The following is a 24567-nucleotide window of genomic DNA, read 5'->3' on the forward strand; positions in this document are numbered from 1 at the left end:
AAGGGGCAGACAGACAAAGCAATATAAAAGAAACACGTACCTCAATTCGAAACCATCATTTGTGTAAGAAACAAACATAGATATTTTTTCTTAATCAAGATTAATAGTTAACGCTTAGCTACATAAAAAAATGCGTTACTTTTTAGTAACGCATTTTAATTGATAGAAGAACTGAATTATTTCACTTCGTAAGTCCATCCAAATTTATCTTCAGCCAAGTTATATTGAATATCTTGAAGCATTTTTTTGAATTTAGCGCCATAAGAGTTTTCTATTTCTGGTAATTCGTAATAATTATCATTAAAGTCAAACCCTAAAAACGGAACGATAGTCGCAGCAGTTCCTGCTCCAAAAATCTCTTTTAATGCTCCATTTTTTGCAGCTTCTACAATTTCTCTAACAGCTACTCTTCTTACTTCTACATCTACACCCTCTTCTTCGGCTAGGGCAATAATACTTTTTCTAGTAATACCATCTAAAATACGATCATTGGTTGGGGCTGTAATTAATTTATCACCCACTCTAAAGAACACATTCATCGTTCCACATTCTTCTAAATATTCGTGGGTGTTTGCGTCTGTCCAAATCACTTGATCGTAGCCTTTTTCTTTTGCTAAATTAGTAGGGTAAAACTGAGCAGCATAGTTTCCGGCAGCTTTTGCATAACCCACACCGCCATCTGCTGAACGGCTATATTTTTGAGCAATGGTAACTTTTACCGGATTAGAATAATAAGCTTTTGCTGGGCAGCAAATAATAATAAAACGGTACTCGCTAGAAGGAGAAGCCGATACTCCATTTTCTGTACCAATAACAAAGGGTCTAATGTAGAGAGAATTTCCTTTTCCCTTTTTAATCCAATCTTTATCGAGTTCTAAAATAGTTTCTAAAGCTTCAAAAAAGTATTCTTTAGGGAAAGCAGGCATTGCTAATCGTTCTGCTGAAATATTAATTCTTTTAAAGTTATCTTCTGGTCTAAATAACCAAATTTTATCATCTTCATCTTTAAAGGCTTTCATCCCTTCAAATACCGCTTGACCGTAATGAAAAACTTTAGCAGAAGGTTCCATAGGTATTGGCCCATAGGGTAAAACCTGTGGAGTTTGCCACTTTCCATCTTTATAGTCACAAATCATCATGTGGTCAGAACAATGCTTACCAAATGCTAAATTGTCAAAATCTACCTCATTTATCCTAGTGGCAGAAGTTTTTGTGATGTCTAAAGTGGTCCTTTGAGTTTCCATTATTTGTGTTTTAAAAGTTTTTACAAAAGTATTAAATTAAAAATACTTGAAGAAATTCTAATATTCTTAAATTTGTATTAAATTATCATCAGTTAAAACCTATTAAAATTATGAAAAAAATAATTTTCACCCTTTCCATTTTAGCTATGCTAAGTTGTAAAGATGATTCTAGTAAAAGTTCTCAAAAAAATGCCCAAGATTCCGACGATATGTCAATTTCGACCTCTGAAGATTTTACCAGTTTTGGAGATAAAATAGATCAAAAAAATGTGTTGAGCGCTTCAGTAATGAAAGAAAAATTCCAAAATCTAAAAGTTGGAGATACCTTAGCTGTTAAATTTGAATCTAAAGTAGATAAGGTTTGCAAGAAAAAAGGATGCTGGATGACTTTAAAATTAGACGATTCATTAACCACCTTCGTAAAATTTAAAGATTATAGCTTTTTTGTACCCTTAAATGCAGAAAACAGAACAACTATTGTAGAAGGTAAAGCTTATGTGACAGAAACTTCTGTGCAAGAATTACAGCATTACGCCAAAGATGCAGGTAAATCTGAAGAAGAAATTGCAGCCATTACCGCGCCAGAACAAGAATATGCAATCATGGCAACTGGAGTGTTAATGCAAACTCCAAAGGCAAATTAATGAGACCTTATCTTTTATATAGTTTTGCGGCTTTACTTTTTATAAGTTGCAATCAAACTAAGAAAGAAAAAATAACGTTAAAGGATAGTGAAAATATAACTACGCCATTTCAGCTTTATCAAATGTCTGAAATGGCTTCTTTTATGGAAGAGATGTACAATGCTCATCAACTCTTAAAGCGTGAAATTTTAAAAGGCGAAACCCCAGATAGTTTGAGCTATAATTTACTAAAACTTCATACCGCAAAGATGACCGATAGTGCTGCTTATGATGCACAATATAAAATGATGGCTGATTTATTTATTGAGTATGAAGAAAAAATAATAGCTGAGCCAGAGCAGGTAAAGCAAAATTATAATCAGGCGATTAACATGTGTATTTCTTGTCATCAACTAAAATGTACCGGACCTATACTTCGAATTAAAAAATTACTTATTCCTTAATATTGAAAAGAGAAATTATAACTACAGACGATGGCTCTACAACCATTCACTTACCCGAATGGAATGAACAATATCATTCTAAACATGGAGCTATGCAAGAAGCCTATCATGTGTTTATAAAAACGGGACTTTCATATTTAATAGAGAAAGAGAAATATCCTGCTATACATATTTTAGAAATTGGTTTTGGTACTGGTTTAAATGCTTTTATTACTTTACTGGAAGCAGAAGAAAAACAACTAAAAGTTAATTATAAAGGGATAGAGGCTTACCCTGTAAAGAAAGAAGAACTTGAGAAGTTAAATTACGCGGCTCAATTTAAAGAAGAAAAAGCAGCTGAGTATTTTGCTAAAATTCATCAAGTCGCTTGGGAAAATTCAGAGCAAATAAGCACTTATTTTAACTTAACTAAAGAAGAGAAATTTTTTAAAGATTTAGATGAAAAAGAAAGTATTCATTTAATTTATTTTGATGCTTTTGGAGCTAGAGTTCAGCCTGAATTATGGGAGCAACCAATTTTTGAGCTGATGTATAAAGCTTTGAAAAAAGATGGAGTTTTAGTTACTTATTCTGCTAAAGGAAGCGCAAGAAGAGCAATGCAAGCTTGTGGTTTTTTAGTAGAAAGATTACCTGGACCCCCAGGAAAAAGAGAAATGTTAAGAGCAACAAAAACTTAAAAATCACATCAATTAAAATTAATAATTTGGGCTGTTAATTCTGTACTAATTACAGATGCAGGTTCTTATATTATTTATACCTTCAAAATAAAAAAATGAAAGTTCTAATAACAGGGGCAACCGGTCTAGTTGGTTCTGAGATTGTCAAGCTTTGCCACAAAGAAAAGATTGCTGTAAATTACTTAACGACTTCAAAAGATAAAATAGAGAATCAATCTAACTATCAAGGTTTTTATTGGAATCCTAACAAGGGAGAGATAGATGAAAGCTGTCTAGAGGGAGTTACAAAAATTATTAATCTTGTAGGGGCAAGTGTTTCTAAACCTTGGACGTCTTCTCACAAAAAAGCAATTATAGAGAGTAGGGTAAATTCTGCTAACTTACTTTTAAAAACCTTAAAAGAAAACGAAAATCAAATAACGCAAATTGTTTCTGCAAGTGCGATAGGCGTTTATCCCGATTCTTTAACAAATTTATATCATGAAGATTATACAGGGAAAGCAGCTGATAATTTTTTAGGAGAAGTAGTTAATTTATGGGAAACAGCAGTAGATCAATTCGAGCAAGAAGGTTTAGAGGTTTGTAAAGTAAGAATAGGGTTAGTCTTATCTGATAAAGGTGGTGCTTTAGAGCCATTACAAAAAGTGATAAATAACTATATTGGCTCGCCATTAGGTAGCGGTAAGCAATGGCAATCTTGGATTCATATAGAAGATTTAGCAAGGATATTTATTTTTGCAATTCAAAAAAACATAGATGGGATAATTAATGGGGTAGCTCCTAATCCCGTAACCAATAAACGATTAACCTATATTATAGCGAAGAAGCTTCATAAGCCTATAATAATGCCAAAAGTGCCTAAATTAGTTTTAAACACGGTTCTAGGCGAACGTTCTGCTTTAGTATTATCGAGTCAATTGGTGAGTAATTCTAAATTAGATGCCTTAGGCTTTATTTATTATTACAGTTATGTAGGTCCTGCACTTGAAGATTTATTGTAAAAAAAATCCCTCTAAATTTCTTAGAGGGATTTTAATTGTATGCTTACAATTAATTTATGCTTTGTTAGCCACAACTTTTAGCTCTAACTGAATGTCATCACTAATTACATTGTCACCTACAAGACTATCAAATACAGATTTAGATCCGTAATTTACATCCCAATCAGTTCTGTCGATAGTGAATTTTTCACTTTTAATAACTAATTTGTCTCCTTCCATAGAAGTAGTTGCAGGAATGTTAACATTTTTAGTATTTCCTTTTAAAGTTAAATTTCCTTTTAACCAAGTTTTGTTATCCTTGTTCTCTACACCTGTTAATTCAAAAGTAGCTTCAGGATATTCTTGTACGTTAAAGAAGTCTCCTTCTTTTCCTTCTACCGTTCCCATCAAGTGAGCTTCTAAATTTGTTTTTTTGTCACCTTCTAAGTCGGTAGCTTTGATAGATTTCATATCAATCACTATTTTTCCACTTTCAAGTTCTTCACCTAACATAGAGAATGAACCTTCTTTAATAGAAATAGTTCCTTCGTGACCACCTCCAACAGGTTTAGTTCCAACCCACATAATAGTAGATTCTTCAGTAGCAACATTAAAATTTGCTGCTTCATCAGTTGCTGCTACAACTTCTTCAGCTTCTTTAGCTTCAGTTTCATTTTTTGCTTCATTCTTACAAGAAGTAACAGACATTCCTAATGCTGCAACAACGAACATGTTTAAAAATACTTTTTTCATTTGTGATGATAATTTGGTTTATAAAATAACAAACAAAAGTAATTTAACTATAATTTATAAATCTTAAATTTTTATTAAATCTTTCGTGTGACATTTTGGCATTTTAATAGAATTGGCAATACATTTGCCAATTATTGAATCGTAATAAAGTAAATAGAAAATGAGCAAAGATAAAGATCAACATAAGGAAGAAGAGGTTTTAAAAGAGAATTTGGAAGAAACCATAGAGCAAGCTATCGATGAGGTAGAGGCAGATCAAGAAAAAGAAGAAATTTCTGAAACAGATCAGCTAAAACAAGAAGTAGAAAAAGAGAAAGATAAATTTTTACGTCTTTTTGCTGAGTTTGAAAATTACAAAAGAAGAACGAGTAAAGAACGTGTAGAACTTTTTAAAACTGCAGGTCAAGATGTAATGGTATCTATGTTACCAGTATTGGATGATTTTGATAGAGCTTTAAAAGAGATCGAAAAATCTGAAGATGAAAATCTTTTTAAAGGAGTAGAATTAATTAATAATAAGCTTAGAGAAACACTTAAAAATAAAGGTTTAGAGCCTATGAGTGTAAAAGCTGGTGATAAGTTTGATGCAGATTTGCACGAAGCTATTACGCAGATTCCTGCCCCAGATAAGAAGATGAAAGGAAAAATTGTAGATGTGGTAGAGAAAGGATATACTTTGGGAGAAAAAATTATTAGATTTCCTAAAGTAGTGACAGGAAAGTAAACCAATTTTAAGAATTTTAGAAATTAGTATTGATGAAAGAAGATTATTATGACATATTAGGTATTAGCAAAGGCGCTAGTGCTGCAGAGATTAAGAAAGCATATCGTAAAATGGCAATCAAGTACCATCCAGATAAAAATCCAGATGATGCCAAGGCAGAAGATATGTTTAAAAAATCTGCAGAAGCCTATGAGGTTTTAAGTGACCCTGACAAAAGAGCACGTTATGACCAAATGGGACATGCTGCTTTTGATGGTTCTGGTGGCTTCAGTGGCGGAGGTATGAATATGGATGATATCTTTAGTCAATTTGGAGACATTTTCGGTAGCGCTTTTGGCGGCGGTGGCGGCGGTTTCTCTGGGTTTGGCGGTTTTGGTGGCGGCGGTCAGCGAAGAGCTAAAGGCAGTAACTTGCGTATTCGCGTTAAACTTACCTTAGAAGAAATTGCTAATGGGGTTGAGAAAAAGGTAAAAGTTAAACGTAAAATACAAGCTCCTGGTACAACTTATACGACTTGTACTACCTGTAATGGTACTGGCCAAGTGACTAGAATTACCAATACCATATTGGGTAGAATGCAAACCGCTTCACCTTGTAATGTTTGTGGTGGTAGTGGTCAAATGATAGATAAAAAACCTACCGATGCAGATGCTCAAGGTTTAAAAGTGCAAGAAGAAACCGTTTCTATTAAAATACCAGCAGGTGTGGTAGAAGGAATGCAGTTAAAAGTAAGTGGTAGAGGTAATGAAGCGCCAGGTAATGGTATTGCTGGAGATTTATTGGTAGCTATCGAAGAAAAAGAACATGAAAGTCTTCAGCGTGAAGGTGATAACTTGCATTATGATTTATATATAAGTTATTCTGAAGCGGCTCTTGGAGCTTCTAAAGAAATACAAACCGTAAGCGGTAAGGTGAGAATCAAAGTTGATGCTGGTGTACAAAGCGGAAAAATACTAAGATTAAGAGGAAAAGGAATCCCAAGTATAAATGGTTATGGAACTGGTGATTTATTGGTTCATGTAAATGTTTGGACACCTAAGACCTTGTCTAAAGAACAAAAAGAATTTTTTGAGAAGATGCAGGGCGATGAAAATTTTGAACCTAACCCAGAAAAAAGCGATAAGTCATTTTTTGAAAAAGTTAAAGATATGTTTTCATAATCTGTTTAATTAACAAAATTTTATATATATTTGAATATCACTATTTAATTATAGTGATATTTTTCTTTTTCATAGCAATTTTTTTCCCATCCTTAAGCTATAAATTTAAGGGTGGGTTTTGTTTTTAAAATGGGTTTATAAATCTTTACACTAAAATTTCTATTTTTGACGAATAATACAACTTTATGCAAAACCTATTAGTAGCCAAAAACGTTTCTAAAAACTATGGTGACTTTAAAGCTTTAAATAAGCTATCTATAGAAATACCTAAACAAAGTATATTTGGTATTTTAGGTCCTAACGGCGCGGGAAAAACCACTTTTATAAGAATTGTTAATCAAATTACCATGCCAGATGAAGGAGAAATTTTTTTGGATGGTGAGCCTTTAAAACAGGAGCATATTCAATATATTGGATATTTACCAGAAGAAAGAGGTTTATATAAAAGCATGAAAGTAGGAGAGCAAGTTTTATACTTAGCTCAGCTCAAAGGTTTGTCTAAAAAAGAAGCTACCAAACGTCTAAAATATTGGTTTGAAAAATTAGAAATCGGTGATTGGTGGGACAAAAAAATACAAGAGCTTTCTAAAGGAATGGCTCAAAAAATACAGTTTATTGTCACCGTATTGCACGAACCTAAATTGCTAATATTTGATGAGCCTTTTAGTGGTTTTGACCCTGTAAATGCTAATTTAATTAGAGATGAAATTTTAAATTTAAGAGACCAAGGTGCAACTATACTTTTTTCAACCCATCGTATGGAAAGTGTAGAAGAACTTTGCGATTATATGGCATTAATTCACAAATCTAATAAGCTGTTAGATGGTAAAGTTTCAGAAATTAAAAAGCAGTTTAAATCTAATACCTACCAAGTAGGGATTGAGGTTGCTCAAGAAGAAGTTTTTCTTCAATTGTTGAAAGAAAAATTTGAAGTAGAACCAACCTTTTTTCATAGCATACATCAAGATTTACAGTTAAATATTAAAATTGAGCCTCATTTTTCTCAAAATGACCTCTTATCTTTTTTAATGAGTCACGGAAAAATAAATCATTTTGTAGAAGTGATCCCTTCTGTTAACGATATTTTTATAAAAACCATTCAATCGCATGCGTAACTTAAAACTCATTATTGTTAGAGAATATTTAGCACGTGTTCGCAACAAGACTTTTATGATTATGACTTTTGTAAGTCCGATTATAATGGTTGGCATGGTGGTGCTTATTGCTTATCTAAGTAATTTAAATAGTGACGATAATAAAGTAGTTGCCGTTTATGATGAAAATAGCACCTTTTTCGAGGAGTTTAGTTCTGATGAAAATATTAGTTATTTAGATTTTTCTGAAATGTCTAAAGAAGCTGCGATGGATACCGTAGAGCAAAGAGATTATTATGGACTATTATATTTTCCTCGTTCAAACGATTATCAATATTTAGCAGAGCATACAGAGTTTTTTGCCAATAAAGCGCCTGGTATTTCATTTATATCAGATATTGAAAGTAAAATTTCATCTGTATTAACGGTAAAAGAATTACAAAAGCGCGGGGTAGATCCTAACGCTATTAGCGAAGCTAAAAAGAAAGTAAATCTTCAAATAGAGAATTTTTCGGGAGAAGAAACTTCTAAGCTTTCTAATTATGTGAAAATGTTTTTTGGTGGAGCTGCTGGTTACCTGTTAATGATGTTTATTATTATTTATGGTAATATGGTTATGCGTAGTGTAATTGAAGAGAAAACCAATAGGATTATAGAGATTATTATTTCATCAGTTAAGCCTTTACAACTTATGATAGGGAAGATTCTAGGGACGAGTTTTGCTGGAATCACTCAGTTTGTAATTTGGATTGTTTTTGGAGGGATTTTACTTTTTGTGATTACTTCTATTTTTGGGATCGATGTTTATCAAAGTTCACCTGTAAATGCCCAACTAGATGCAGGATCTCAAGATGAAATAAGAAAGTTATTAGTAGATATTGTAAACCTTCCGTTAGCTAAAATTATTTGCTGTTTTCTTATTTATTTTATTGGCGGCTATTTTTTATACAGCTCAGTTTATGCCGCCATTGGGGCAGCCGTAGATAATGAAACAGATACCCAGCAATTTATGTTTCCTATTATTATTCCTTTAATGTTAGGGATTTATGTAGGTTTCTTTTCGGTTATCGATAATCCGCACGGCTTGGTAAGTACCATTTTTTCTTATATTCCGTTAACATCACCTGTAGTGATGCTTATGCGAATTCCTTTTGGAGTGGCGTGGTGGGAAATTTTAATCTCTATGCTTATTTTAATTGGGACTATTTTCTTATTAATCTGGGTGGCAGCAAAAATATACCGTGTAGGTATTTTAATGTATGGTAAAAAACCTACTTATAAAGAGCTTTATCGCTGGCTGAAGTATTAAATTTTAGCTATCTAAATTAGAGTTCCCCAAAATAACGTTAAGAATGATATTTTTTTAACGCTATTCTATTAAATTGGCTCGAGTTGTTTTTTTAGTAAAAACACAATTAACAATAAGATATGGCCAACCAAATTAGAAGTATTCTTTTTATATGTTTTTTGTCGATTCCTGCTTTTTTATCTGCACAAACCACAGATCTAGCGAGAATAGAATATATGAGAATTCCGTTTTCTAATGGAGCTCAATCTATGAATAGGTTTAGAGGTTTTATACAAGCCCCAATACCTATTAAAGAAGATTATTTAATTATTGGTGCAGAGTACAGGTATTTAGATTTAGATTTTGAAGATGAATTTCCTTTTGATCCCAAACGAATAGGAAATACCCAACGCATAGAAGCAAGTCTAGGTTATCTAAAAAAAATTAAAGAAACCAACTGGAGAATAGCTGTTAAGGGAAGCGTTAGAATCTCTTCTAATTTTGAACGTTCTCTTGTTAGTGATGATTTTATATATAATGCAGCTGTTTATGCCATTAACGATGTAAAAAAATACGATGAAAATAATCAAATTATAGGAAAACCTTACCGTTGGATTTTCGGACTTATTTATACCACCACACCTGGAAGAAATTTTCCAATTCCCTTAATCAATTTTCACAAAGAAATTAATAGAACTTGGTCATACACGGCCGGAGTTCCAAAATCACTGGTTAGATACAGTTTTAATGAAAAAAAACACGTGCAGTTGTTCGCTATGTTAGATAGTTATTTTTCAAACATTCAGAACAATGTTACGGTCGGTAATACTAATTTAGTAGGTGAAAATATATCGATGACAAACGTAACTATTGGTTTAGGTTTTGAACATTATTTTACAGAACATTTACTTTACTATTGCTACGCTGGTCATACCGTTTTTAACGAATATAGAATAAGAAATAATAATAGAGATGACGTTTATGTGATTGAAAATGATAATACATTTTATTTACGTAGCGGCATTAAATTTAAAATTTAACCCATGTCTAAAATACTAGTTATTGAAGATGAAGCCGCCATTAGACGCGTGCTTAAAAAAATATTATCTGAAGAAAGTGATACCTATAGCGTAGAAGAAGCTGAAGACGGTCTCGCTGGAATGGAAAAAATTAAAGAGGAAGATTATGATCTGGTGCTTTGCGATATTAAAATGCCAAAAATGGATGGTGTCGAAGTTCTAGAAGCTACAAAAAAAATAAAACCAGAAACTCCCTTTGTTATGATCTCAGGACATGGCGATTTAGAAACCGCTGTCACCACCATGAAAATGGGAGCCTTCGATTATATTTCTAAACCTCCAGATTTAAACCGTTTGTTAAACACGGTAAGAATTGCTTTAGATAGAAAAGAATTAGTGACAGAGAATAAGCGACTTAAAAAGAAAGTGAGCAAAAACTATGAGATGATTGGCGATTCTAAAGCTATTGGTCAAATCAAAGAAATGATAGAAAAAGTTGCTCCTACAGAAGCTCGTGTGCTTATTACTGGTGAAAATGGTACGGGTAAAGAATTGGTTGCGCACTGGTTACACCAAAAAAGTGAACGTTCTAATGGTCCAATGATAGAAGTAAATTGTGCAGCTATCCCTTCAGAATTAATAGAAAGTGAATTATTTGGTCACGTAAAAGGAGCCTTTACATCTGCCAATAAAGATAGAGCTGGGAAATTTGAAGCTGCTAATGGCGGTACTATTTTTTTAGACGAAATAGGAGATATGAGTCTACCCGCGCAAGCAAAAGTATTGCGGGCATTACAAGAAAATAAAATACAGCGCGTTGGGAGTGACAAAGACATTAAAGTAAATGTACGAGTGATAGCTGCGACTAACAAAGACTTGAAAAAAGAAATAGAAGATAAAAAATTTAGAGAAGATTTATACCATCGATTGGCGGTGATACTTATTCAGGTACCTCAATTAAACGAACGTCGAGAAGATATTCCGCTGTTGGTAACTCATTTTACTACAAAAATTACCCAAGAACAAGGAGTGCCTTCCAAGCCATTTAGTGAAGAAGCGCTTCAGCTTCTTAAAGAATATGATTGGACCGGAAATATTAGAGAACTAAGAAATGTGGTGGAACGTTTAATTATCTTAGGGAGTGAAAAAATAGAGAAAAAAGATGTGCAACTTTTTGCGAGTAAATAACATGCGCTCAATTGTAATTTTTTTCTTAACCCTCTTCGGAGGGTTTTCTGCTTCTGCTCAACATGCGCTAGATTTTGGGTTGGGAGCAAGTGTTAATGTAGGTTTACAAAACGAATGGGCGGTACAATTAAAATCTCAATATCATTTTAATGAAAAATGGTCGCTATTCGCAGATTATAATTTATTCTTTAGAAGAGATGTAAATACTCAAAATACAGAAAAGTATCATGAAATTGCTTTAGGCGGAAGCTATCATGTTATTCATTACCAAAGCATAAAAATTTATACAGGATTAGCTTATGTATTCAATGATTTTCCTATTCAAGAGAATAATCCAGACACCTCTTCGCTTTATAAAAACTCAGGCACTGTAAATCACTTGGCTAAAATTCAACTTTTAGGAACGCTTCCGTTAGGTGAAAAAGTATTATTATTTTCAGAAATTAATTTAAAAAGTGCAGGTAGGCGGTATGACACCTTTTCATTTGGATTAATTTATAGATTAAATTCTTAATCTTCCTTAGCGTTTTTGGCTTTTAGTTTTTCAGGAAGATGCTTCATAAAATACATGGTGTTTCCGTCTGGTCTATTCCAAGTATGAAAGAGCTCAAAACCAAATTTCTGATACACAATTGTATTTCTTCTAGTTTGGGTTTCAGCATAAAGCGCCAAGTTTAAATCTCTTGAGCGTTTTAAAAACTCATCTTTCATTTGTTTTCCTACTTGAGTGTCTGCTCCTCTAGCTTCTTTAGAAATACCCCAAAACCAACAGTAAAGGTAATCTTCATTTTTAGGACGTTGGCCTTTTATATAATTTTGATTCCGTAAAATCTTACTAACATTTTTAAAGCCTGTCACATTTAAGACGAGTTTAATATCTTCGATGGCTTCTTTCAAAAAGCTATCTTTGCTCTTGCTATTTTGAAAAACGATAGCAATACCCATTTCATTTTCAGAAAGAACTAAGGCATCTTTTTCTATAGCTTTCTCAACCATATGTTTGGCTAAATAGTGAAAACGACGATCACGATTTCCTCCTTTTTTTACAATTTGCATCGCTGCAGGAGTTTCTTTTAAAATCTCAGCAACTCTTCTAATAATGACTTCTTTATCCAACTTCTTAGCTTTATTTGGCAAATATAATAATATGCAGGGATTTTTAAATTTATTTTGTAATCTATCGTTGTGTTTCACCTCAATAGCTTAAGTATTAAGTATCAATTAACAAACTTTTAGGGCAGCACTTTTTCTTTCAATTACATTTCAAATTATATTTGAAAGCATAACTAAAATATGTACACATGGCAATCATAGGGTCTCTCATAAAGAGCGCAATAGATGTAGCGGGAAATTTTGCATCAGATACAAATCACAGCGATGAGCAAAAGAAAGTTTTGAAAAATTTGTTAGAAAAAGCAAAAGATACCGCTTTTGGTAAATACTATGGTTTTCAGAAAATATTAGAAGCTAAAAATGTTGAAGATGCTTTTCAAAAACAAGTACCTTATTTTGATTATCACCAAATGCAAGAACAATGGTGGTATAAATTACATGAAGGCTTAGAAGATATTACCTGGCCAGGAAAACCTTCTTATTATGCGTTAAGTTCTGGTACTACGGGTAAATCTAGTAAGCGTATTCCTGTAACAGACGAGATGATAGAAGCTATAAGAAATGCAGGAATTAAGCAAGTAACCGCACTTTCTAACTTTAATATGCCTTCAGATTTTTTTGAAAAAGAAATTATGATGTTGGGCAGTAGTACTAATTTGCAAGAAAAAGATGGTTATTTAGAAGGTGAAATTAGTGGAATTAGTGCGAGTAATATTCCGTTTTGGTTTGAGGGGTACTATAAACCTGGAAAAGAAATTTCTCAAATTGATGATTGGGATGAGCGCGTTAAAAATATAGCAGAAAATGCTAAAAATTGGGATATAGGCGCTTTAAGTGGTATTCCTTCTTGGATGGAGTTAATGATGAAAGAAGTGATTAACTATCATAAGGTTGAAAATATTCATGAAGTTTGGCCTAATTTACAAGCTTATACCTCTGGAGGCGTTGCTTTTCAGCCTTATGCGAAAAGTTTTGAAGCCTTACTAGGCAAGCCCGTTACGGTAATAGATACTTATTTAGCATCAGAAGGTTTTATTGCTTGCCAAGTAAGACCAGAAACTTCTTCTATGCAATTAATTACAGACAACGGGATCTATTTTGAATTTGTACCTTTTGAGCCTGAATATATTAAATCTGATGGCTCTTTAGCCCAAGATGCTCCCGTGAAAACTTTAGCAGAAGTAGAAAAAGATAAAGATTATGTTTTATTAATGAGTACCGTTTCTGGGACTTGGCGTTATTTAATTGGTGATACTATTGCTTTTACAGATGTAGAAAGAGCAGAGATTAAAATTACAGGTAGAACTAAATTTTTCTTAAATGTAGTAGGTTCTCAGCTTTCGGTAAATAAAATGAATAAAGCCATTCAAGAATTAGAACAACAATTTGATATTAAGCTGCCAGAGTTTACAGTTGCTGCAGTTAAAATTGATGGAGAGTTTCACCACGTTTGGCATTTAGGAACAGCTCAGGAAATTTCAGTTTCTGAAGAAGAATTAGCCAAAGCCTTAGATGAAAACCTACAAGAGGCGAACAAAAATTATCGTGTTGCGAGATCTAAGGCTTTAAAAGGAGTGAAAGTGAAGTTATTACCCATGGATGTTTTTTATGAGTGGAGTGGTGCCAACAAGAAAAAAGGCGGACAAGTAAAAATGGAAAAAGTAATGGATGAAGAGAAGTTCAAAGATTTTACAGATTTTGTAAAACAAAATTCTTAATCATAGTTAAAAAATGAACAAGATGTGGAGGTTATTTTCGACATCTTGTTTGTTTAAAATGATATACCCTTTAAAAAGTCAGTAAGTAAAATTTTAGAATATTACCATTAACTTAAGTGAAAGTTCTTTGCCTAAGAGCCTTCTTTTTGTAATTCTTTCTCAACTTTTTTCTCTACATCTGCAATATCTAGATGATTCACCAATTCCATAATTTCTTCGGGAGACATATATAAACGTTTGATACGATTTTTATATTTAGGTGAAATACTGGTATTATTTAAAATAAAATTTTTGGTGGCTAAAATGTATTGGTACATCCCATGTTTAACCGCGTAAGTATCGGCTGCACGTTCTACTTCTTGAATATGGGCCGTAGAAAATAGGTACTTTAAACCGAATGCTGCCATTCCTAACGTACTGCGCTCTCTATAATCCATCACATGACCTAGTTCATGACCAATCCAACCAATTAGAACTTCATCTTCTACATTTAAGATTGAAAATTCTTCTTCTTCAATATGAAATTTTTCAGAAATTAAAATGACATAAGCTCTATTTTTTCTGCTCTTTAAAAAACTCACAAAACTGGGTTGCGCCTGCATGGTCGATTTTTTAATCTCTTTTTTAAACTTAAAAGCAATGGGAGTATCTTTAAGTTGCGGGTAGTAACTAAGGGCAACTTCTACCTGATCTTTGATGGAAAGCGGTATTTCTTTATTGGTATACTTCATTTAAATAATTAATTTTTTACAAGTTAAAAGTTCATAAGATGAAACGCTACTAAAGTACTCTTAAAACTTCCTCTAATTTTAAAATAGAATTCTTTATAAATCCAATATCTTTGCACGCCATTAAAGAGCTTACAATGCAATTTACAGCCTATACTCAAGAATTTAAAAAGAATCTAAATATTGCCTATCCAGTAATGTTAGGGCAATTAGGTCATGTGTTGGTAGGCTTGGCCGATAATATTATGGTCGGTAGGTTAGGTGCCGCTCCGCTGGCAGCAGTTTCGTTGGGTAATAGTTTAATTTTTATCGCGCTGTCTGTAGGTATAGGTTTTAGTTTTGCGATTACCCCATTAATTGCTGAAGCCGATGGCGGTGGAAATATAGAAAAAGGAAGAGCGTATTTTCAGCACGGGATTATCATGTGTACAGTAATAGGTTTGTTACTTTTTGGAGTAGTTTGGTGGTGTAAGCCAATTTTATTTCATCTTAATCAACCTGAAGATGTAGTAGATTTAGCTTTACCTTATATCGATATTGTTGCCTTTTCTTTATTGCCAGTAATGGTTTTTCAGGGTTTTAAGCAATTTGGCGATGGCCTCTCGCAAACCAAATACGCCATGTATGCAACTATTCTTGCCAATTTGGTGAATGTACTTTTTAATTATTTACTAATTTATGGGGTCTGGATTTTTCCGAGATTAGAATTAGAAGGTGCCGCTATAGGAACGTTAATATCGCGTTTTTTTATGTTGGGATTTTTGTATGTTATTTTAAAAAAGAAAAAGAAATTCAGCACTTATTTTATTTGGGCTAAAAAATCACTTCAGCAAAAAATATTTAAGCGTTTGTTTAATTTAGGCTTTCCTACCGCATTACAAATGTTATTTGAAGTAGCTATTTTTACAGCTTCTGTTTTTCTAGCAGGAACGTTAGGAACGAATGCACAAGCTGCCAATCAAGTAGCACTTAATTTAAGTTCGATGACGTTTATGATTGCTGTTGGTATTGGTGTTACAGCTACGATTAGAGTTGGTAATCAAAAAGGGCAGCATAATTATAAAGAATTAAGGAGAATTGCTTTTTCAACATTTTTTTTAGTATTTATTATTGAAGCTTTTTTCGCGTTAGGATTTATTTTGCTGAAAGATATTTTACCTGTTTTTTATATTGATAATTTAGAGGTAATTCAACTAGCCGCACAACTGCTAATTGTAGCCGCTTTATTTCAGTTAAGTGATGGCTTGCAAGTGGTGATTTTGGGAGCTTTGAGAGGTTTGCAAGATGTGAGATATCCCACATTAATTTGTTTTATTTCGTACTGGATTATTGGTTTTCCGGTTTCCTATTTCTTAGGTAAAGAAGGTGCTTTGGGCAGTATGGGAATTTGGTTTGGTTTATTGGCAGGTTTGTCAGCATCATCAATAATGTTGTATATTCGATTTAATTATTTAAGTAAAAAACTAATAGAAAGAGGTGAAATTAAAGACCTCTTATAAAAAATATAGTATGCAGTTTCCAAGATTTATTTTAGGCGATAATACCGATTATCCAGAAGCTATTTTTGTGATTCATACAGAATTTCCTCGATTTATCATCAATTTACAAGACGATGAGGTAGAATGGTTAGAAGATTTTGATAAAAATGATGAAGAAGAATTGGAAAATGAAGCAGAAAATTTAATTGTTGAAGCTTCAGAATTTTATGATCGTGAAGTAGAACGCTACCAAGAAAATGATTAATGGAAGAATTGATTCAGTTAGATCAAGAGTTATTTTTATACCTTAATAACTTAGGTTCTTCCACTTGGGATTGGTTTTGGGTATTTATAACGCATAAATTCGCATCGATTCCGCTTTATGCATTTTTGCTCTACTTATTGTATAAAAATTATGGATTAAAGCCTACGCTAATCACTGTGGTTTTAGTGGCAGGTTTAATTACATGTACAGATCAGCTGGCTAACGTTTTTAAAGATTATTTTCAGCGACCAAGACCTTGCAAAGAAGCATTTATAAGTCAAGGTAGAATGTTATTAGATTATTGCGGCAGTTATGGTTATTTTTCAGCACATGCCGCAAGCTCAATGGCTCTAGCTTTTTACCTAGGTAATATTTTAAAACAATGGTATAAATATGCACTTGTTGGGCTTGTTTTTTGGGCTGCTGTAGTAGGTTATAGTAGAATTTATGTAGGAAAACACTATCCGGGTGACGTAATCACCGGAATGCTTATTGGAGCTTTATTGGGCTGGTTGTTTTATAAATTACAGCAATATTTATTAAAACGATTTTCTTAGTCTTTTCTTTCTAGTAGGTAGAATTTTCTAATCAATCTACTTTTGTAACCTTTTTTATCAGGATGTACATAATTTAAATCATAACGATCTGAACTTATGACTTTATAATCTATAAATTTTTGGATATAGTTAGAGTCTTTTTCAGCCATTAAAATACCAAATTTATTAGCATTTGGTATATGTATACTGTCTTTAGAAATTGTGAGGATAGGTTTTCCGTACGCCCAAATAATTTCAGGAGTTTTCCCGCCATAATCAAAAACTTCAAAATTTTCTTTTTCAGCTAACTCTTGAAGCTCATTAAAATTATGAAATTTAGGGTTGTCTAATAAAGTCTTTACTAACGGAAATCCAAAAGACATAATCACGCAAACAAATGCTATTGTGCTATAAAATACGCGGCTGTAGTGTTGCTTTTTAAGGCTCTGAAGCATTATCCAGGCGGTACAATATAAACCAACTGAAGTAAGTATAAAATAAACCCAATAGATGCCATGAAGATCAAGTAAGAAATATCCTGCTATAGGAAAGGCAAAGCCAATTAGCGCAATTAAACCATGGTTAATATAAACAGCTCCTTTCTCTTTAATAGAGAGTGTGCTAAATTTTCTAATAAGGTATTCGATGTAAAAACTGGTATTAAAAGCCATCGGAATTAAAACAGGAAGTAAATACCTTGATTTTTTCTCGGGGATAATAGAAAGTAAAAGTACAGCTATAATAGTCCATAAAAATGAAAATAAATAAGCTTTTTTATTACTTACTTTATTTTTTAAGTAGGGGTATAATAAAGCTACAAAAGAGGGAATTGTCCAAATACCACTCTGTGTAAAAAAACTCCAATAGTAATACCAAGGTCTAATGTTGTAGCTTCCCCAATTTGAAGTTTCTTTTGCAGCAATTTTTAAAAATGCGGCAGGGTCTGCCCAGCGTACATAAAAAAACCACCAGCCTCCGATTAGTATACCTGCCAAAAGAAAAAGTAATAAAGGTAACCAACGTCTTTTAAGGTTTTTGTACTTGTAAACAATTCCGTAACTAATTAAAAAGGGCAAAAGCAATGCGTATAATGAAACAGGACCTTTGCTTAATAATGAAAAACCGAAGAATATAGAGGCTAGAAGTGCATAACGATATAGGTTTTTGTTGGTATTGAAGAATTTCCATAGGTAATAAATAGAAATCATCATAAAGGCATGGGTAAAAATATCCCATTGTCCATTTCTTCCAGAAAAAATAATATAGAAGGAGGTCGCTAAAATTAGAGCAGCTTGAAAAGCTTGGGTTTTAGTAATCTCAAATTTAGGTAAGGTTTTGTAAAAGCCAATTATGAGTAGTAAAGAGCATAAAGCAGCAGGAAGTCTTAATAATATTAAACTTTTAAATTGATCTAAACTTCCAAACAAGGCAGTTAGCCATGTAGGTAATGGGGGTTTTTGGTAACGCGGAATATTATTTAAAGTCGTTAATAACCAATGGTCAAGACGAACCATTTCTCTGGCGGAAATAAAATTTCTAGCTTCCATAATATTCACATAGATCACATCAAGATTCACAAAAAATATTAATCCAATGATGATCAGTAAATAGTAGGTATAATGTTTTTTCTTATTCATGACTATTACGACTTAATATAATATTACGAATGTAAATGAAACTGCCTGTAAAATGGCCTATAAAAAGAATAGGATCTTTTCGTAAAAAGGCATAAACCAAGATTAATAAAGCTCCAATTAAACTAAGTATCCAAAAACCCAAAGGTAAGATGGATTGCTTTTTTTTTTCAGAATAAATCCATTGGTAAAAAAAACGCAGGTTGAATACAAGTTGAGCAATAGTCCCTAAGGTTAATAACCAAAAGGGAATCGATGTATTGTGAAATAAATTTTCAATGTCGTAGGCATTATTGTTGAAAGAAAATACAACAATGAATAATGGGAAAATATAAACTAAAATTCTTAGTGGTAAAGCCGCTTTTTGCCATTCCCCCTGTAATTGCAAATTTCTAATATAAATATAATACGTGATGGCTTGTCCTAACATGATTGCAAAATCATCTCTTAAATATCCATAAATATAAAGTAAAAAAGAGGCTAGTAAACTTAATTTCCAAAATAGGGAAGGTGTAAGTACTTTTTTGTGTTTTTCAGAAATTAACCATTGCAAAAGTAACCTTCCAGAAAAAAGAATTTGAGCAATTAGGCCTATAGCATAAATTTGCCAATCGCTCATGCGTTTTCGTTTACTTTATAATTAATGTATTTTTTTTTCATCCATAAATACGCAAAGCAGTCTAAAAAAGGACCCACTAGTCTATTTAATAAATGAAATTTTGCTTTTCCGGCAATTCGCGGATAATGCCTAACGGGTACTTGAATTATTTTTCCGTGCTGTAATAAAATCATGGCGGGTAAAAAACGATGCAGACCTTTAAACATAGGAATTCGTTTGGCATAATCTGCACGAATAACTTTTAAAGGGCACCCCGTGTCATCCATTTGATCGTGCGTAAAACTTCTTCGAATACCATTTGCTATTTTGGAAGACATATTTTTGGTAAAAGAATCTTTTCGGTTAGAACGAACACCAGTAACAAGATCGTAATCTTTTATTTTAGCAAGCAATAAATTAAAATCTTCAGGATCTGTTTGTAAATCAGCATCGATGTAGCCAATATATTCTGTGGCAGCATAATCAAAACCTGCTTTAATAGCGGCACTTAAGCCTTGATTTTCAACAAAAGAAATATAATGAAAATGAGGTTGCCTGTCGCAAATATCTTTAATTATGTTTAAGCTATTGTCTTGAGAACCATCATCTACAAATAAAATACAAGTCTCTTTTGTAGCAATTTTAAGGTAATTAGAAAGTTCTTTCTCTACTCGTAAGAGGTTTTCTTGTTCATTGAAAAGAGGAACAACTATAGTAAATTCGTATTTCATGCATTTTGTAATGGAGTGCAAATGTATTAATAATTATAAGTTTTATATATAACTTTTTATTTTACTACATTTTTTTTAAATCATTACTGTTTGTATTTTGCACACTCAAAAACACAAACTAACCTATTATTTAACTGAATGAAAATGTTAATCACTGGCGCAGCTGGATTTATAGGTTCACATGCCGCAGAACGTTTTGAAGCAGAAGGGCATGAGGTTGTCGGAGTAGATAATTTTAATGATTATTATGCGGTAGAATTAAAAAAACTTAACGCTGAAGATCTTGTAAAAAAAGGAGTAGAGCTTATTGAGGTAGATTTAAGAGTAGAAGAAAGCTATAGGCTCTTGCCAACCGATTTTGATTTTATCATTCATTTTGCTGCACAACCAGGAATTTCCGAAAGTTGCACCTTTGAACAATACTTAACCAATAATATTATAGCGACAGAAAAGCTTCTCAAATTTGCACATCAAAATAAAAATCTTAAACATTTTATAAATATTGGTACTTCTTCTATTTATGGTTTAGAAGCCACATTTTCTGAAGATAGAGAACCTAAACCAGCTTCAAAATACGGAGTAACCAAGCTTGCTGCAGAACAATTGGTTTTAGCAGAATCTAGAAGCAAAAAAATGAGTGCTTGTAGTCTTCGTTTATATTCTGTGTATGGTCCTAGAGAGCGACCTGAAAAACTCTATACTAAATTAATTGCTTGTGCTTTTAAGAAAGAGCCTTTTCCATTATATGAAGGCAGTGAAAGGCATTTAAGAAGTTTTACCTATGTTGGTGATATTATTGATGGAATTGTAGCGGTAATAAATAGTTATAAAATTACAAATGGAGAAATTATTAATTTAGGAACAACGGTAGAACATACGACGCAAGATGGGATAGAATATGTAGAAGAATTATTGAGTCTGAAAATTAAAATGAAGGTTACAAATAAACGTTTGGGTGATCAATGGCGAACCAATGCCAATATAGATAAAGCTAAAAAATTACTAGATTATAATCCCACTACAGGTTTAAAAGAGGGACTTCAACACCAAATTGATTGGTATAAAGAGAAGTTTTTATAAATGTTTCATTAGGTTAAATAAAAAATTAGCCGCAACAAAAGGAGTAGTTTCATTATTTTCTATTGCTGTGAGTTGCTTTTTGAGTTCAGCTTTAATTTTAGGCTGATCATAAAAATTAGCTTTTAAGCGATTGTTAATGGTTTGTAATAGCCAAAATTTATTTTGTTCTTGCCGCTTATGCTGAAAATAGTTATTTTCTTTCGTTGCTTTTTCATAACTAGAAATCATTTTTTCAATCTCTTCAATTCCTTTATGATGTAGCGCACTCGCTAATTTTACTTTGGGTCGCCAGCCACTTTCCGTTTCGGGGTAGAGGTGGAGTGCTTTTTTAAATTCAGCTTTGGCTTGTCGCGCAGGTTGTTGGTTTTCGCCATCTGCTTTATTAATGACGATGGCATCTGCCATCTCCATAATGCCGCGTTTAATGCCTTGTAACTCATCTCCAGCACCCGCTAATTTCAGCAATAAGAAGAAATCAGTCATGCTATGTACTATGGTTTCACTTTGACCTACACCAACGGTTTCAATTAAAATAGTATCAAAACCTGCGGCTTCACATAAAATAATCGATTCTCTTGTTTTTTGAGCAACACCCCCTAAAGAATCTCCAGATGGGGTTGGTCTAATAAAAGCATTTTCTTGCTTTACCAATTCTTCCATCCGGGTTTTATCTCCTAAAATACTACCTTGAGATATAGAACTTGAGGGGTCTACTGCCAAAACAGCGACCTTTTTCTCTAAGCCAATTAAATAATTTCCGAAAGCTTCAATAAACGTACTTTTTCCAACTCCAGGAACTCCTGTAATTCCTATTCGGATTGATTGATTTGCGTAAGGAAGACATCCTTCAATAATAGCGTTTACATCGTGTTGATGTTTGGTTTGCTGACTTTCAATTAGCGTGATTGCTCTACTTAACGCAGTTTTATTTCCCTGAATAATCTGTTCAACTAAATTTTCAGGATCAATCTTTTTCTTTCGAAGGTTTTTAATACGTTCAGCACTTTTAAGGCTAATATTTTTAGCAGGTGAAGTTTCTTGGGCTTCGTTCAATGCGGTATTTATTTTCTTTTTAGCCAAGTGTGAAATTTATTTAGCACAAATTTATGAATTCATTTTTGAAAAGCACTCATGAACTCTTTATATTGGAAGAGTAAAAAAATAAATTTTAGACATTATGAAAACACTGTATACCGCAAAAGCAACTGCTGCTGGCGGAAGATCTGGAGAAGTAAAAACAGATGACGGTAAAATAGATAAATCTTTAAGTGTACCTAAAGGTCTTGGTGGCGATGGAGGTGAAGGGACTAACCCAGAACAACTTTTTGGCGCTGCTTACGCATCTTGCTACGGAAGTGCATTAGAGCTAATTGCAGAAAAAGAAGGCGTAGATCTAGGTGATTTTAGTGTAACCGCTTCTGTAAGTATTGGTAAAACTGAAGATGGAGATTTAGATTTAGCGGTAATTTTAGATTCTTATTTACCAGGGGTAGATGTAGAAACAGGAGAAAAGCTAGTGAATAAAGCTCACGAAGTATGTCCATATTCTAGGGCTACTAGAGATAATATTGATGTAACCTTAAATTTATTATTAGACGAAGACGAATAGCATTCTTTTAAGAAGTAAATTATATAAAGCCTAAAGTTATCTTTAGGCTTTTTCTTTTCTATTTCTCAGGTTCTTTAAATGGAATTTTAATTACGCTATGATCCCAAGCTAAATACATAACGTTTATGTTTTGTTGCTGGTCAAAATAAATAGTGAACTGTTCTACAGTTTTTAGATTTTTGTGGACAGGGAGTTCAAGTGTTAAGACATCATATTTTGGATCTCTAGCTGCTTCTTTGGTGGTTAAATCAATTCCCCAAGTATACATTTTTTCATTAAAAATAATTTTCCAAGAATCTTTATTAGGGATGGTCCATAGCGTGTATTTTCCAGATTTTAAGCGTGAACCATCGACTAAAATATCTTTATTCACCTCTATGGTGGTCGCTTCATTAGCGCCTGTTCTCCAAACTTGTCCGTAAGGTACTAATTCTCCAAAAATTGCTCTTCCTTTTTTAAACGGTCTATTGTAAAAAACTTCTACTTTTAAGCTTCCTTGTTGATAATTGGCAGTACCTTCAGGACTATAAGATTTAGTTTCACCTTTCCATAAATTAAAACCAATAACACCGCCTAATACAATGACCATGAGTATGATGACTGTCCATTTTACCTTTTTACGCATAAAATTATTTTTCTGCTAAATTTAAATAATAATTTTTGCAACATTAGCGATTTTAAGAGGTCTTTATAAATGAATAGCAACTAACCAATATTATTTTGTTACAAACAAAACTCATAGAAGCTTGCAAGCGAAATGATAGGAAAGCCCAGATGCAACTTTACAATAAATATTGCGATGGGATGTACTATGTAGCATTGCGGTTTTTAAAAAATGCTCATGATGCTGAAGAAGCGATGCAAGAAGGGTTTATACAAGCCTTTTTAAAATTGCATCAATTTACAGGAGAAGTCACTTTTGGAGCTTGGTTAAAGCGTATCGTTATTAATAAAAGTATTGATATGCTGAAAGCAAAGAAGATGAATTTTACCGCTATTAATGAGCAGACTTTAGGGACTGTAGAAGAAGATAATAACTGGTCTATTGGTGATGAAGTGACCATAGATTTGGTGAAAAAGGAAATTGAACAATTACCGGAAAAGTATAAGTATCCAGTAATGTTATTTTTAGTAGAAGGTTACGATCACGAAGAGATTTCAGAAATATTAGGCATTACTGCTGTAAGCTCAAGAACTCTAGTGCATCGTGGAAAGAAAAAATTGCAGAAAAAGTTAAAATCATTTTACCATGGCACAGGATCTTAGAGAAATATTTAAAGAAGAAAGAAAAGGCGTGCAACAAACAAAGATGTTAAACGGTCACGAAAAAAGATTTGAGCAGTTGTTGTCGCAACATATGCCAGAAGAAGAGAAAAGTGTAACTACAACTCAGTTTTATTGGATGAAAATTGCGGCGGTATTTATACTGGCAGCAGGTATATGCTCTTGGTTTTTATTTCAAAACCCTAATCATCAAGAGACAGATGCAGTAGTAGAGGCTCATTCAAAAGTACAAGAAAATCAAGCAGAAAAAGAGCTGTATTTGAGCGATGTTTCTCCAGAATTTAAACAGATTGAAAATTACTATTTAGCAAATATCAATACAGAATTATCACAGTTAACCATTACCCCAGAAAATAAAGATTTAATAGATTCATTTATGGTGCAATTGGCTCAACTAGATAAAGAATACCAACGCTTAAATTCAGAAATTAAAGAAACAGGTATTGACGAGCAAACCGTAAGCGCCTTAATTAACAATTTAGAGTTGCGTTTAGATCTTTTGTTTAAACTAAAAGATAAATTAAAAGAAATTAAAAAAGAAAATTTAAAAAATATTCAAGGAGAGCAAATTTAAAAGAA

28 protein-coding genes are annotated in these 24567 nt (G+C 32.8%); 19 read left to right on the plus strand and 9 right to left on the minus strand.

What is annotated here, in order from left to right:
* Positions 1-176: 176 nt before the first annotated feature.
* Positions 177-1244, minus strand: a complete 1068-nt coding sequence (locus KW502_RS12285; protein WP_219040852.1) for a branched-chain amino acid aminotransferase — start codon at positions 1242-1244, stop codon at positions 177-179.
* Between the two features lie 110 nt (positions 1245-1354).
* On the opposite strand from KW502_RS12285, the gene KW502_RS12290 reads away from it, so the two are divergent.
* The 4 genes from KW502_RS12290 to KW502_RS12305 all read left to right on the plus strand — a co-directional run bounded on the left by KW502_RS12290 (position 1355) and on the right by KW502_RS12305 (position 4009).
* Complete coding sequence (locus tag KW502_RS12290) at positions 1355-1888, plus strand: DUF4920 domain-containing protein (protein ID WP_219040853.1); 534 nt, start codon at positions 1355-1357, stop codon at positions 1886-1888.
* Entirely contained in the window at positions 1888-2331 is a 444-nt protein-coding gene (locus KW502_RS12295; RefSeq protein ID WP_219040854.1) for a hypothetical protein, read from the plus strand. Before KW502_RS12290 ends, KW502_RS12295 begins: the two co-directional genes overlap by 1 nt.
* A gap of 2 nt (positions 2332-2333) precedes the next feature.
* Positions 2334-3008, plus strand: a complete 675-nt coding sequence (mnmC2, locus tag KW502_RS12300; RefSeq protein WP_219040855.1) for a tRNA (5-methylaminomethyl-2-thiouridine)(34)-methyltransferase MnmC2 — start codon at positions 2334-2336, stop codon at positions 3006-3008.
* Between the two features lie 95 nt (positions 3009-3103).
* Positions 3104-4009, plus strand: coding sequence for a TIGR01777 family oxidoreductase (locus KW502_RS12305; RefSeq protein WP_219040856.1), 906 nt, complete (start codon positions 3104-3106; stop codon positions 4007-4009).
* Between the two features lie 54 nt (positions 4010-4063).
* On the opposite strand, the gene KW502_RS12310 is transcribed toward KW502_RS12305, so the two are convergent.
* Positions 4064-4741, minus strand: coding sequence for a YceI family protein (locus tag KW502_RS12310; protein ID WP_219040857.1), 678 nt, complete (start codon positions 4739-4741; stop codon positions 4064-4066).
* 160 nt (positions 4742-4901) lie between these two features.
* Between KW502_RS12310 and KW502_RS12315 the strand changes: the two genes are divergently transcribed.
* From KW502_RS12315 to KW502_RS12345, 7 genes are all read left to right on the plus strand, one after another.
* Positions 4902-5465, plus strand: a complete 564-nt coding sequence (locus tag KW502_RS12315; RefSeq protein WP_219040858.1) for a nucleotide exchange factor GrpE — start codon at positions 4902-4904, stop codon at positions 5463-5465.
* A 32-nt stretch (positions 5466-5497) separates the two neighbouring features.
* Complete coding sequence (gene dnaJ / locus KW502_RS12320) at positions 5498-6625, plus strand: molecular chaperone DnaJ (RefSeq protein ID WP_219040859.1); 1128 nt, start codon at positions 5498-5500, stop codon at positions 6623-6625.
* A 185-nt stretch (positions 6626-6810) separates the two neighbouring features.
* On the plus strand, positions 6811-7740 hold the full coding sequence (locus tag KW502_RS12325; protein ID WP_219040860.1) for an ABC transporter ATP-binding protein: 930 nt from the start codon (positions 6811-6813) through the stop codon (positions 7738-7740).
* The gene (locus tag KW502_RS12330; RefSeq protein WP_219040861.1) at positions 7733-9028 is read left to right on the plus strand and encodes an ABC transporter permease; all 1296 of its coding nucleotides are present in this window, start codon (positions 7733-7735) and stop codon (positions 9026-9028) included. The genes KW502_RS12325 and KW502_RS12330 overlap by 8 nt, the downstream gene beginning before the upstream one ends.
* Before the next feature lie 119 nt (positions 9029-9147).
* Entirely contained in the window at positions 9148-10047 is a 900-nt protein-coding gene (locus KW502_RS12335) for a hypothetical protein (RefSeq protein WP_219040862.1), read from the plus strand.
* Between the two features lie 3 nt (positions 10048-10050).
* Positions 10051-11214, plus strand: coding sequence for a sigma-54-dependent transcriptional regulator (locus KW502_RS12340; RefSeq protein ID WP_219040863.1), 1164 nt, complete (start codon positions 10051-10053; stop codon positions 11212-11214).
* A 1-nt stretch (position 11215) separates the two neighbouring features.
* Positions 11216-11728, plus strand: a complete 513-nt coding sequence (locus KW502_RS12345; RefSeq protein ID WP_219040864.1) for a hypothetical protein — start codon at positions 11216-11218, stop codon at positions 11726-11728.
* On the opposite strand, the gene KW502_RS12350 is transcribed toward KW502_RS12345, so the two are convergent.
* Positions 11725-12330 (minus strand): hypothetical protein, encoded by a 606-nt coding sequence (locus tag KW502_RS12350; protein ID WP_219040865.1) that lies wholly within the window; start codon positions 12328-12330, stop codon positions 11725-11727. The genes KW502_RS12345 and KW502_RS12350 overlap by 4 nt on opposite strands.
* A 185-nt stretch (positions 12331-12515) precedes the next feature.
* Between KW502_RS12350 and KW502_RS12355 the strand changes: the two genes are divergently transcribed.
* Entirely contained in the window at positions 12516-14045 is a 1530-nt protein-coding gene (locus KW502_RS12355; protein ID WP_219040866.1) for a GH3 family acyl-acid amido synthetase, read from the plus strand.
* Between the two features lie 131 nt (positions 14046-14176).
* On the opposite strand, the gene KW502_RS12360 is transcribed toward KW502_RS12355, so the two are convergent.
* On the minus strand, positions 14177-14776 hold the full coding sequence (locus KW502_RS12360) for a hypothetical protein (protein WP_219040867.1): 600 nt from the start codon (positions 14774-14776) through the stop codon (positions 14177-14179).
* 134 nt (positions 14777-14910) lie between these two features.
* On the opposite strand from KW502_RS12360, the gene KW502_RS12365 reads away from it, so the two are divergent.
* Genes KW502_RS12365 through KW502_RS12375 form a run of 3 tightly spaced genes read left to right on the plus strand, consistent with a single transcriptional unit; the run spans position 14911 to position 17073 of the window.
* Complete coding sequence (locus KW502_RS12365) at positions 14911-16272, plus strand: MATE family efflux transporter (protein WP_219040868.1); 1362 nt, start codon at positions 14911-14913, stop codon at positions 16270-16272.
* A 10-nt stretch (positions 16273-16282) separates the two neighbouring features.
* A complete protein-coding gene (locus KW502_RS12370; RefSeq protein WP_219040869.1) occupies positions 16283-16516 on the plus strand; it encodes a DUF8828 family protein in 234 nt (77 codons plus the stop codon).
* Positions 16516-17073 carry a phosphatase PAP2 family protein gene (locus KW502_RS12375; RefSeq protein WP_219040870.1) on the plus strand — a complete coding sequence of 186 codons (558 nt, stop codon included), beginning with the start codon at positions 16516-16518 and terminating at the stop codon, positions 17071-17073. Before KW502_RS12370 ends, KW502_RS12375 begins: the two co-directional genes overlap by 1 nt.
* Here KW502_RS12375 and KW502_RS12380 read toward each other — a convergent pair.
* Genes KW502_RS12380 through KW502_RS12390 form a run of 3 tightly spaced genes read right to left on the minus strand, consistent with a single transcriptional unit; the run spans position 17070 to position 20015 of the window.
* The gene (locus KW502_RS12380) at positions 17070-18689 is read right to left on the minus strand and encodes an ArnT family glycosyltransferase (RefSeq protein WP_219040871.1); all 1620 of its coding nucleotides are present in this window, start codon (positions 18687-18689) and stop codon (positions 17070-17072) included. The two genes, KW502_RS12375 and KW502_RS12380, sit on opposite strands and share 4 nt — an antisense overlap.
* Positions 18682-19305, minus strand: coding sequence for a lipid-A-disaccharide synthase N-terminal domain-containing protein (locus KW502_RS12385; protein ID WP_219040872.1), 624 nt, complete (start codon positions 19303-19305; stop codon positions 18682-18684). The genes KW502_RS12380 and KW502_RS12385 overlap by 8 nt, the downstream gene beginning before the upstream one ends.
* Complete coding sequence (locus KW502_RS12390) at positions 19302-20015, minus strand: glycosyltransferase family 2 protein (protein ID WP_219040873.1); 714 nt, start codon at positions 20013-20015, stop codon at positions 19302-19304. The genes KW502_RS12385 and KW502_RS12390 overlap by 4 nt, the downstream gene beginning before the upstream one ends.
* Before the next feature lie 138 nt (positions 20016-20153).
* Between KW502_RS12390 and KW502_RS12395 the strand changes: the two genes are divergently transcribed.
* The gene (locus KW502_RS12395; RefSeq protein WP_219040874.1) at positions 20154-21095 is read left to right on the plus strand and encodes an NAD-dependent epimerase/dehydratase family protein; all 942 of its coding nucleotides are present in this window, start codon (positions 20154-20156) and stop codon (positions 21093-21095) included.
* On the opposite strand, the gene meaB is transcribed toward KW502_RS12395, so the two are convergent.
* Entirely contained in the window at positions 21090-22175 is a 1086-nt protein-coding gene (gene meaB / locus KW502_RS12400; protein WP_219040875.1) for a methylmalonyl Co-A mutase-associated GTPase MeaB, read from the minus strand. The two genes, KW502_RS12395 and meaB, sit on opposite strands and share 6 nt — an antisense overlap.
* Positions 22176-22272: 97 nt before the next feature.
* Here meaB and KW502_RS12405 point away from each other — a divergent pair, with 97 nt between their 5' ends.
* On the plus strand, positions 22273-22704 hold the full coding sequence (locus KW502_RS12405; protein ID WP_219040876.1) for an organic hydroperoxide resistance protein: 432 nt from the start codon (positions 22273-22275) through the stop codon (positions 22702-22704).
* A 58-nt stretch (positions 22705-22762) separates the two neighbouring features.
* On the opposite strand, the gene KW502_RS12410 is transcribed toward KW502_RS12405, so the two are convergent.
* On the minus strand, positions 22763-23329 hold the full coding sequence (locus tag KW502_RS12410) for a DUF2911 domain-containing protein (RefSeq protein ID WP_219040877.1): 567 nt from the start codon (positions 23327-23329) through the stop codon (positions 22763-22765).
* A gap of 95 nt (positions 23330-23424) precedes the next feature.
* On the opposite strand from KW502_RS12410, the gene KW502_RS12415 reads away from it, so the two are divergent.
* Positions 23425-23970, plus strand: coding sequence for an RNA polymerase sigma factor (locus KW502_RS12415; protein WP_255554233.1), 546 nt, complete (start codon positions 23425-23427; stop codon positions 23968-23970).
* Entirely contained in the window at positions 23954-24562 is a 609-nt protein-coding gene (locus tag KW502_RS12420; RefSeq protein WP_219040878.1) for a hypothetical protein, read from the plus strand. The genes KW502_RS12415 and KW502_RS12420 overlap by 17 nt, the downstream gene beginning before the upstream one ends.
* Positions 24563-24567 lie beyond the last annotated feature (5 nt).

This window comes from Mesonia aestuariivivens, from assembly GCF_019311235.1.
In the GTDB taxonomy this organism is placed as follows: Bacteria; Bacteroidota; Bacteroidia; order Flavobacteriales; family Flavobacteriaceae; genus Mesonia; species Mesonia aestuariivivens.

What these genes read in the sequence shown, in the direction of transcription:
- KW502_RS12285 (WP_219040852.1), bottom strand. Translation starts at nt 1,244, where the DNA reads ATGGAAACTCAAAGGACCACTTTAGACATCACAAAAACTTCTGCCACT.
- KW502_RS12290 (WP_219040853.1), top strand. Translation starts at nt 1,355, where the DNA reads ATGAAAAAAATAATTTTCACCCTTTCCATTTTAGCTATGCTAAGTTGT.
- KW502_RS12295 (WP_219040854.1), top strand. Translation starts at nt 1,888, where the DNA reads ATGAGACCTTATCTTTTATATAGTTTTGCGGCTTTACTTTTTATAAGT.
- KW502_RS12305 (WP_219040856.1), top strand. Translation starts at nt 3,104, where the DNA reads ATGAAAGTTCTAATAACAGGGGCAACCGGTCTAGTTGGTTCTGAGATT.
- KW502_RS12310 (WP_219040857.1), bottom strand. Translation starts at nt 4,741, where the DNA reads ATGAAAAAAGTATTTTTAAACATGTTCGTTGTTGCAGCATTAGGAATG.
- KW502_RS12315 (WP_219040858.1), top strand. Translation starts at nt 4,902, where the DNA reads ATGAGCAAAGATAAAGATCAACATAAGGAAGAAGAGGTTTTAAAAGAG.
- dnaJ (WP_219040859.1), top strand. Translation starts at nt 5,498, where the DNA reads ATGAAAGAAGATTATTATGACATATTAGGTATTAGCAAAGGCGCTAGT.
- KW502_RS12325 (WP_219040860.1), top strand. Translation starts at nt 6,811, where the DNA reads ATGCAAAACCTATTAGTAGCCAAAAACGTTTCTAAAAACTATGGTGAC.
- KW502_RS12330 (WP_219040861.1), top strand. Translation starts at nt 7,733, where the DNA reads ATGCGTAACTTAAAACTCATTATTGTTAGAGAATATTTAGCACGTGTT.
- KW502_RS12335 (WP_219040862.1), top strand. Translation starts at nt 9,148, where the DNA reads ATGGCCAACCAAATTAGAAGTATTCTTTTTATATGTTTTTTGTCGATT.
- KW502_RS12340 (WP_219040863.1), top strand. Translation starts at nt 10,051, where the DNA reads ATGTCTAAAATACTAGTTATTGAAGATGAAGCCGCCATTAGACGCGTG.
- KW502_RS12345 (WP_219040864.1), top strand. Translation starts at nt 11,216, where the DNA reads ATGCGCTCAATTGTAATTTTTTTCTTAACCCTCTTCGGAGGGTTTTCT.
- KW502_RS12355 (WP_219040866.1), top strand. Translation starts at nt 12,516, where the DNA reads ATGGCAATCATAGGGTCTCTCATAAAGAGCGCAATAGATGTAGCGGGA.
- KW502_RS12360 (WP_219040867.1), bottom strand. Translation starts at nt 14,776, where the DNA reads ATGAAGTATACCAATAAAGAAATACCGCTTTCCATCAAAGATCAGGTA.
- KW502_RS12365 (WP_219040868.1), top strand. Translation starts at nt 14,911, where the DNA reads ATGCAATTTACAGCCTATACTCAAGAATTTAAAAAGAATCTAAATATT.
- KW502_RS12370 (WP_219040869.1), top strand. Translation starts at nt 16,283, where the DNA reads ATGCAGTTTCCAAGATTTATTTTAGGCGATAATACCGATTATCCAGAA.
- KW502_RS12375 (WP_219040870.1), top strand. Translation starts at nt 16,516, where the DNA reads ATGGAAGAATTGATTCAGTTAGATCAAGAGTTATTTTTATACCTTAAT.
- KW502_RS12380 (WP_219040871.1), bottom strand. Translation starts at nt 18,689, where the DNA reads ATGAATAAGAAAAAACATTATACCTACTATTTACTGATCATCATTGGA.
- KW502_RS12385 (WP_219040872.1), bottom strand. Translation starts at nt 19,305, where the DNA reads ATGAGCGATTGGCAAATTTATGCTATAGGCCTAATTGCTCAAATTCTT.
- KW502_RS12390 (WP_219040873.1), bottom strand. Translation starts at nt 20,015, where the DNA reads ATGAAATACGAATTTACTATAGTTGTTCCTCTTTTCAATGAACAAGAA.
- KW502_RS12395 (WP_219040874.1), top strand. Translation starts at nt 20,154, where the DNA reads ATGAAAATGTTAATCACTGGCGCAGCTGGATTTATAGGTTCACATGCC.
- KW502_RS12405 (WP_219040876.1), top strand. Translation starts at nt 22,273, where the DNA reads ATGAAAACACTGTATACCGCAAAAGCAACTGCTGCTGGCGGAAGATCT.
- KW502_RS12410 (WP_219040877.1), bottom strand. Translation starts at nt 23,329, where the DNA reads ATGCGTAAAAAGGTAAAATGGACAGTCATCATACTCATGGTCATTGTA.
- KW502_RS12420 (WP_219040878.1), top strand. Translation starts at nt 23,954, where the DNA reads ATGGCACAGGATCTTAGAGAAATATTTAAAGAAGAAAGAAAAGGCGTG.